Annotated in this window: 6 protein-coding genes; all 6 read right to left on the bottom strand. The window is 44.7% G+C overall.

Going from position 1 to position 8982, the window contains the following annotated elements; translation table 11 throughout:
* Positions 1-226: 226 nt before the first annotated feature.
* The 6 genes from E0E20_RS13555 to E0E20_RS13530 all read right to left on the bottom strand — a co-directional run bounded on the left by E0E20_RS13555 (position 227) and on the right by E0E20_RS13530 (position 8378).
* Positions 227-1654 (bottom strand): alpha-L-fucosidase, encoded by a 1428-nt coding sequence (locus E0E20_RS13555; RefSeq protein WP_130838708.1) that lies wholly within the window; start codon positions 1652-1654, stop codon positions 227-229.
* The gene (locus tag E0E20_RS13550) at positions 1644-3215 is read right to left on the bottom strand and encodes a response regulator (RefSeq protein ID WP_165444120.1); all 1572 of its coding nucleotides are present in this window, start codon (positions 3213-3215) and stop codon (positions 1644-1646) included. The genes E0E20_RS13555 and E0E20_RS13550 overlap by 11 nt, the downstream gene beginning before the upstream one ends.
* Complete coding sequence (locus E0E20_RS13985; RefSeq protein WP_165444119.1) at positions 3208-4017, bottom strand: sensor histidine kinase; 810 nt, start codon at positions 4015-4017, stop codon at positions 3208-3210. Before E0E20_RS13985 ends, E0E20_RS13550 begins: the two co-directional genes overlap by 8 nt.
* Positions 4018-5071: 1054 nt before the next feature.
* Positions 5072-5674 (bottom strand): carbohydrate ABC transporter permease, encoded by a 603-nt coding sequence (locus E0E20_RS13540; RefSeq protein WP_242622810.1) that lies wholly within the window; start codon positions 5672-5674, stop codon positions 5072-5074.
* Between the two features lie 209 nt (positions 5675-5883).
* Complete coding sequence (locus E0E20_RS13535) at positions 5884-6756, bottom strand: carbohydrate ABC transporter permease (RefSeq protein WP_242622809.1); 873 nt, start codon at positions 6754-6756, stop codon at positions 5884-5886.
* A gap of 161 nt (positions 6757-6917) precedes the next feature.
* Positions 6918-8378 (bottom strand): ABC transporter substrate-binding protein, encoded by a 1461-nt coding sequence (locus tag E0E20_RS13530; protein ID WP_130838704.1) that lies wholly within the window; start codon positions 8376-8378, stop codon positions 6918-6920.
* Positions 8379-8982: the final 604 nt, after the last annotated feature.

Below are 8982 nucleotides of genomic sequence, written 5' to 3'. Positions count from 1 at the left end.
AAAGGAATTATTAGAAAATCAAAGCAAAGATAGACGTAGTACGCGTTTCGTAAAAATCAGAGAATGCCCGCAACCCCTTGTAAACAGAGAAGTTGTGGGCATTTATTGCGTACTAAAGTGTCAAAAATGGGAGTGCATTCTGCCGAAGAAGTCAATGAAGCCCGTTGACAGACGGGCTTCCCAAGAATTTCACTCCGGGGGAACTGATAGACCTGATGGCTGATCGTCAAGAGAGCTGAAATGCATAAGCCAGTTGCTTTTTCGGATATTTTTCGAGCTGAATATGCAGATCACTTTCCTGATTTCTGTAAAAAACTCCTCCCTCAAAACCAAGAAGCTTCATCCGGGCTCCCTGACGAAGCGTCAGGTTTCGGATCCGGATATTTTTCATCGGCTTTTCCGAAAGCACGATGATAAAAAGCTGTTCCCCTTTCCTTGTAAAGCGAACAGCCGTTCCGTCGTCCGTTTTTGCTTCCGCTCTGATCCACGGACGGGTGCCGTATATGGCTTCCCCGTTCGTTTTCAGCCAGCGGCCAAGTGCCATCAGCGGCTTCTTCTGTATTTCTGAGATTGATCCGTCCACCATCGGTCCGATATTGAGAAGAACGTTTCCATTTTTACTTACTGTGTCCGTCAGGATATAGACGAGCTGGGACGGGGTGAGCATTTCCCGGGCAGTTTCCTCTCTGTTATAGCCAAATGACAATCCGATTCCTCTTGTAAATTCAAATTTTTTCGTCTGAATTTCATTCGTATCCGTATATTCTGGATTTGAAAAGTCAAAATGAAAATTCACATGTCTTATTTCATTACCGCTGCCTGTACACATTCTCTGCGCGTAGCTTCGTACAGCCTCAGCCGAAGAATTCCAGGGAATCTCCGCCTGATCCCATCTCTCATTTACAACGCCATCCGGCACAGAATTGTAATAGTCCGCCATAAGCCGGTTCAGGTCGATCCCCGCCGGATATCCCATATCATTCCACAATACAGAAGGCCGATACCGTTCGATCAGTTCCCTCCACTGTGCTGTTGCATAATTCGCATACATCGGAGATGCCAGCTGGTGCTTCATTTTTGAATACGGATTTTCAATCGGAATATCGTTGAAAGTCCAGTCATACATGCCTGAGTAATAAAGCCCTGCCCTGATGCCCTTCGCACGAACGGCCTCTACCCAGTCTCCTACCAGATCCACCGGAGACTGGAAGCCTTCCTCCATCGGATTTTTATTCATGCTGGGCCACAGACAATAGCCATCATGATGCTTCGTCACAAGCACCGCATACCTTGCACCGCTGTCCTTCATCAGCTGTGCCCAGCTGTCAAAATTCACTTTTCTGCTGTATTGTTCAAATTCTTTCTGAAACTCAAAATAGGAAAACCCGCTTCCGTAGTTTTTTTCATGAAATTCCCTCGTAGGGGAACCCGCAATGCGAAGCGTATTCAGATACCATTCCGCGTATGGATTATGCTGCATCATATAATGCATGTCCGTCTGCTTCTGAAGCCGGATAACATCCCGCCCGTCCACCGGCGCATATCCAGGCACAGAAAACAAAGACCAGTGAATGAAAATTCCAAACTTGGCATCATCATACCAGTCGGGGAGCGGATGCATACAGACGGATTCATAAGTCGGTTCAAAGGTCATAGGTCCGTTCCTCCTTCAGAAAATAACACTGATCTCCGTCCTGTTTTTGCTCTTTTATCTGTTTTTTGTATTCCGACGGCGAGATTCCCGCCTCGCGCTTAAAGAAGTGGCTGAAATAGCAGGGGTCCGAAAATCCCGTTATTCCGGCGACATCTGCGATCAGTATGTCTGGATTGTCAAAAATAAGCTCTCTGGCCATCTTCAGCCGCAGATTCTCGACATACTGATTCGGAGTCATCTGGTATTTCTCTTTAAATACACCGGAAATATATTTTTCATTATAGTTAAATAATGCCGGAAATATCTTATACGTAAAGCTGGTGGTATAATTCTCGTCGATCCATTCCTTGACAGACTCCGCAAGTTCACGCCGATATGTATTGCTTGTCTCTCCCTCAACTCCGAGAATGCGTCCGGCCTCTTCCCTGAGACACCGTTCCAGGGCGTCGTAGGTGCAGCAGTCTATGATCATATTTTCCGCATCCTTAAAAACGATGCTCATGGATTTATCCCACCTGAGAATCTGATGGAATACGTACCGGATATCCATACTGAGATCCGTGTATACGGGATTTTCTCTTTTCCAGTTTTTCGTCAGTAATGCAAAAAAATGATCCAGCGTATTCTGGTGCACTATCCTTTTCTGTGAGAAGAGTCCGCAGATCCGCCTGGTTTCTGATGAAACCGAGGGAACCGTCCACTTCTCCTGCGCAAAAACAATCTTGGATTCCCCCATACGACATAAATACCAGCCTGACTGCTCTGCGTCACATAACGCTTTTTTCATATTCTTCCCGTTTTTTATCGGGCGGCTGATGACAAGATTTGTATATCTGTTTTCTTCGTGATAATAGGACAGTATTTTTCTTCCGACAGCTTCTGTTTTTCCATCCGGGATGTCCCCGTGACAGATCAGCGCATAAATTACGGTATTGTTATGAATTCTTCCCATCGAAAAAAGATAATCATTTTCCGAATCCGGATTCTGCATTCTGCTTTTTTCTGGCAATTCCCCCCTCTGTTCCATAAGTTTTACCGCTGTTTTGCCGTCATCCTTGAAAACCGGACCGGAATAGACAACGAAAAATACAATGACATATCCCTTCAGCGGATTCAGTTCTTCGTTTTGCTCTTCGTTAAAGGTAATGCAGCGGAACACATATTCCTGCTGATCATGATGTATTTTTTCATTATATTCTTTCCGGTATTCGGTCAGAACTTTTTCCATGGCGGAAAATGATATTGGTTTTAATATGTAATCCTGTACGCCAAGTTTTAAAGCCTCCTGCGCATATTCAAATTTCGCATAGCCCGTCAGAATTACAAAGCGAATACTTTTTACTGTCTTTTTAACCTCCCGAATCATATCCAGGCCATTCATTCCCGGCATATTGATATCGACAAACATGACATCCGGCAACTCCCGACAAAGCATTTCCTGGCACTCTTCACCGCTTCTGCACAGACCGATCACCGTGTACTCGGGGTCAATCTGATCGATCATCAATGCCAGTCCCTTGGCAGTAGCGGGCTCATCCTCAACAATCATGACTTTAATCATTTTTGTCTGCCTCCGTCGGTGCCTCGCCAATCGGACCGGAAAGAAAGATCTCCGTAAATACTTCGGAACTTCGAATCTGAACGATCTCTTTTCCGCGATAGTGAATATGGAGACGATAAATCGTATTTTCCAATCCATGTCCAAATAAGATATTCTGACTGAATTCAAACGCCTCTTTTTCCGGAATATCACAGATTCCAGTGAGCTTCGCCGCCGCTTCCTCCGCGAACGGATTCCCGTTGTTCCGGATCGTCACCATCCATCGCTCCGCATCGGCCCGGAACGAAAGAAACACTCTCCATGACCTGACCGCACAGTTCTTAAACCCATGCTTGAAGCAGTTTTCCACCACCGGCTGGAGGATCAGCTTAGGAACCATCACCTTGTCTGCGCCCTCGTCAAGATCTGTCTCATACTCCAGCATATCCTCATACCTGGCTTTCATAATGTCCATATAGTGATTCACATTTTCAATTTCGTCTGCCATAGATACAGTCTGTCCGGCAAATGAGACGGAATAACGTAAAAGCTCCGCCAGCTCGCCGCACATAACAGCTGCTTTTCTGCTTCCGTCTGCCAGTGCCGTCATTCCAATCACAGAAAGCGTATTGTACAGCATATGCGGGTCAAGCTGTGATTCAAGCGCATGATATTCCGCTCGCAAGGTTCTTTCTTTCTCCTCCTGAATTCTTCTGTTCTGCAGCATGATCTTTTGAAGATTGCTTCTGATCGTAGAACTTAAAATCGCAAGCTCACTTGTCTCATCCCTCCGGCCGCCGCGGATGTTTTCCCCTTCTTTCAAGCCGGATAATTCCGCTGTCAGCATATGAAGCGGTTTCATGATTTTACTGATCAATGATTTCAGAAAAACCGAAAAAACGGCAAGCGCACCTCCGAAAATAATCAGCACCATAAGCATAAGGTTTCGATATGAATCAAGATATGTACTGTTATCTTTTGACAGAATAAATATCCACCCGTTTTCCGCAGTACTGCTGCAGGACAAAAAAGTTCCCGGCCTTGGCATTAAGTCGGTATTGTCCTTGTTCTTCTGCTTCCAATAGCTTTCCATAATCCGTTTTTGCCGGTCATCTTTTGCTGAGAAAAAAATGATATTTCCTTCCTTATCCAGAACAGTAATGTAATAATCAAGTCCTTCCTCCGCTTCTGCAAGCAGCCCTGTTATCTTTTCCGCGTCAAAATTAAATACCAGAACCCCATAATCATGAAACTCATTCCGCATAGCGCGTACCACTGAAAAAACGCGTTTGCCGCTATAGTAATCTGTGTGAGGGGGAAGATAGGTCACATATTCAATTTTTTCCATGACGGAATTGAGTATTTCATCCCTTGCAAGATCATTTTTGGAAAGGAAATGCTGGATTCCTGTGACACTATCCACAGCGATATTGTCATAATATCGCCCGTAAAAACAGAGGGAACCGTCCAATCCTCCTGAAAGCATCGCATAATGGAACATGCTGTAATATGTCCAGCGATCTTCCAGCTGCTTCTCAAAATAATTATTCGAATCCTTCTCAATACCCTTGGCAATACCAAACATCCTTTGATCTGTCTGGAATTCCTTTAACATATTATCCGCGTTTGAATTCATGGCATTAAACTTCTGCGCTGCCATCATCGCATGGCTGATCAAAGTCTCTTTTTCGTTTTTAATCGTTATACGCCATGCGTAAATAAAAAAAACAAACGCAATGATAGTGAGAATCACTGCTGTCAGAACAAAGCAGGTCCAAAAAAGAATCGACGCCATGGAATGTGCTGAGCCGCCCGATTGCCTTTTCTTAAAATGCCAGCCCGGTATGATTCCCATAGTTCTGAGCCGTTCTCTCCCTTCACGCCTTCACCGCGCCGGAAATCATTCCGCCAATCATCAGCTTTTGACAAAACACATACAGCAAAATAACCGGAATCGACAACAAAACGATATCCGCACATACCAAATTCCAATAGCTGCTGTACTGTCCCACAAAATTATAAATGGATAAGGGAAGCGTCCATTTATAGGAGGAATTCAGCAAATAAACCGGAACCTCAACCGCATTCCATGTCCACATGAAATTCACAACCAGCCCGGCTGCCAATACAGGCTTCAGGAGCGGGAAAATAATCCTGCGGAAAAGCGTCATGCCGCTTGTTCCGTCTATAACCGCCGCCTCATCCAGTTCTCTGGGAATGCTTTTCAGATAGCTGCTGATAATCATGGTCGTATACGGAATATTCAGCGCGGTGGTCACAAGACAAAGCCCGACACGCGTGCCGTAAAGACTCATTATCTTGAGAATACGTATCGTCGGAAGCGCCGCAAACGGAGCAATAATTCCCAGTGTGATAATCCTGTAAAAAATTCTACATCCCCGTGTATCCCGTCTGACAATAATAAAGCCAAGAAGCGATGCGCAGGCAATCGTAAGAAGCATGCATGCTGCTGTTACCATAATACTGTTGCCCAGCGATCGGAAAAAACCCTTTTCAATTACTTTCTTATAATTCTCGAAATGGTATATTGTCGGTAAATTTATATTCAGATAAGACGCCTCACCTTTACTTTTAAACGAGGTCAGAAGAATCATTAACAGCGGGTATATTATAAAAATGCTGAGCAGCCACAGAACAACCTCTGGTATCAGTTTTTTCCCTGTTCTTTTCATTTGTACAACGCGTCCTCCGCTCTCGATGAGAAATGCTGATACAGCAGCGAAATAATGAGCAGAATTACGGAAAACACAAGATTTACAGAAACCGCCTGGGCAAACCTCCCCGCAGACATTTCCCGCAGAATAAGAGTGCCCATGCTCTCCGTAGCAAAACCCGGCCCTCCATCTGTCATAAATTTAACCAAATCAAATAACTTCAATCCATATACAATATTGAAAACGATATTGACATTGATTGTCGGGAAAATAAGCGGAAGAACAATTTTGGTAAATACCTGACGTTCCCGCGCTCCATCAATCAGGGCAGCCTCAAAATAATCCGAAGGGATAGACTGCATGGCGGATAAGGTAATCAGAATGGCATATCCTGTACTTGCCCATATCTCTGCGCAGATAATCGCAGAAACACCGGTCCATCTTCCGCCGAACCAATCCACTCCCTTCCCGCCAAGGAGCCTCAGAACTCCGTTTATCGTTCCGTGCCGCGTCTGAAACAAAGCGGAAAAAATCAGTCCGACTACGATGCTCGCCAGTATGGAAGGCATAAAGTAAATTGTCCGCAGAGCCGTCTGCGAACGAAATTTCCTGTTCAGGAAATAAGCGAGCAAAAGCCCCAGCACGGTAACAATAACTGTTTTTCCAAAAGCATACAGTACAGAGTTTGTAAATGCGGTAATCAAGCGGTCATCGCTCAATACCTGAATAATATTTTTAAGGCCGATAAATTTTAAATGTTCCGTATGCGACGCGCTCCAGTTGGTAAACGCATAGATATATCCGACTGTCGACGGGACAATGGAAAAAACAATAAAAATCAACGCAGGAATCCACATAATGCGGACAGAATAAATTTTATTTCTCACAGAGCGACCTCAAACAGAAAATATACACATGCTTCTCTCAAGCTCCGGCATAAAAGGCTTCCCGCAGCAAATCGCAGCAAGAAAAAGCTTGCGCCGTTGCAGAAAGCCTGTCCTTTCGCGAAGCGTATCGGCCTTATCCTCCGTCACGGGCATTTACGCTTCTAATCGGCAAGAGCCTCCAGTGTGGCTATTCTTTCCTCGTCCATATCGTTCAAGCATTCATCAACGTCAATCTCCCCCTGCATCAACCTGACAAGGCATTTACCATGTTGTGAGCCGCTATATCCCACGATGCGCGGAGTCACAGACGAACAGAGAAGTCTGTCTACGCTATCCTTATTCTCCTTGTACTGTACCGATTCGATGTTCGTCGTCAGCTGCTTATAAATTGCAGAAGTCGGGATTCCGTCATACGCTATATTATAATGCTCCGGAACAGCCATGAAATTCACAAGGTTTTTCGCGACATCCACATGTGCGGCTTTTTGGGGAACCATTACCAGATTCAGATTCCCTCCTTCATAGGTCCCTTCTTTTCTGGTCCCGCAAAATACCGGCATAATTCCAAAATCATCCGCCTTGTATTCATAGGAGTCGTTATCGTAATCCGTCACCAGCCAAGTATCCCAGCAGTAGATCATGGCCGCCTCGCCGGTTCCAAGAACCTCGCTGTTGTAGTCCCACTGGTCCGAAGCATAGCTGTCACCGAAATATCCTTTTTCAGCGGCATTCTTGTACCATTGACACATATCATTCATTTCCTGAATATCCGAATATTTCTTTTTTTCGGCATTCAGTTCATCCAGATACTCCGGATGCTCGTTAAAAATAGGGTCCATCGCAAACTGGCTGAAGATGCCCCAGCCCTCCCCTGCCGGAAGATAAATCGGCTGGACTCCATTTTTCAGCAGCTTATCGCATGCCGCATCAAATTCCTCCTGTGTCGTCGGAACCGCAATTCCATACTTCGCAAAAATCTTTTTATTATATAAGCATCCGGAATTAGATGCCTCCCCGGTAGGTAGTCCGATCAGCTTGCCGCCGTACATTCCCTGTGCTTTTGATGTGTCCGCGAGATCTGAAACCCATTCTGCAGCTGACCAGTCTAAAAAATTCTCAGCGGGATTAAAATTCATCAGCGCGGCTGTCGAAGTAAAAATCATGACATCCGGTATATCACCGGTAGTAAACTTGGCCAACGGGGTCGCCGACTGATCAGGAAGGCCTATTACATCAACCTTATTCCCTGTCTCCTGCTCCCACATATCAAAAAGCTTCGTATAGAATACTTTTTCCATGTTTGTTGATACGATCCACAGCGAAAGCGTAACAGCATCCTCACTGTCAGCTACATCTTCGCTTCCCGGTTTATCAACGCCCTCCGGATCTTCATTCTCTTTCGCGTCCGCAACGGCCGTCCCGCTTATTGCGCTCTGTTCAGGGACTTCGCTGCTCTCCCCGCACGCCGTCAGCGCTCCGCTGAAAGGGAGCAGGCACGCAAGCAACATAGCAACTGTTTTCTTTTTCATCCTTTTCCTCCTCATGATATTACGGTGCTGCAGTTTTTCATGAAATACGTGCGTACGCATCAAAAATCTTATATATTTATATATATTATACAAATGATCCTTTCTGTGCACATGTACTTTTGTCTAATCTTTTCTGTGTTTTTGGCATTATTTTCAGACATGCCGGCATACGGAGAGCACATGCAGAGGATCTGAAAAGTCCGACATTCTTCTGACTAACAATTTTATGGGCAACTATTTAAATAATGATATGACCGTTGAGTTATTGACAAAATGATCATAGAGCATTTGCTGGATGATTATGATTACAGCGGACGGGGAGCTATCATTTCATTAATTTTCTGCAATGATGAATTATCAGAATACCTTTACAAAGTAAACGGAAATGGGGTTGAGATATAGAATGAAATCACGAGATCTCTTGATGTTAAACGAATGCGGGGTATGATTAAACATGCGGCTGATGAAATTCCCGCATGAAAGCCTATCTTACGGACATTAATACGAAGATCGGCGATGGCGATCATGGTATCAGTATGAAGAGAGGATTTTCTTCTGTCCACCGGATGCCGGGTTTTTAACACCCCAAAGTCCGCAAAGCCTTGCAGGACTTTATTTTTTGTGTCAAATTTATTTTCTTACATTGCGTACTATGGTACTATATAGTATAATGATTATATCTGAAATACTATACCTT

This window comes from Lachnoclostridium sp. Marseille-P6806 (assembly GCF_900625025.1).
In the GTDB taxonomy this organism is placed as follows: Bacteria; Bacillota; Clostridia; order Lachnospirales; family Lachnospiraceae; genus CAG-791.
The sequence above is the reverse complement of the archived record's forward strand: the minus strand, read 5'-3'. Positions and strand labels throughout refer to the sequence as shown.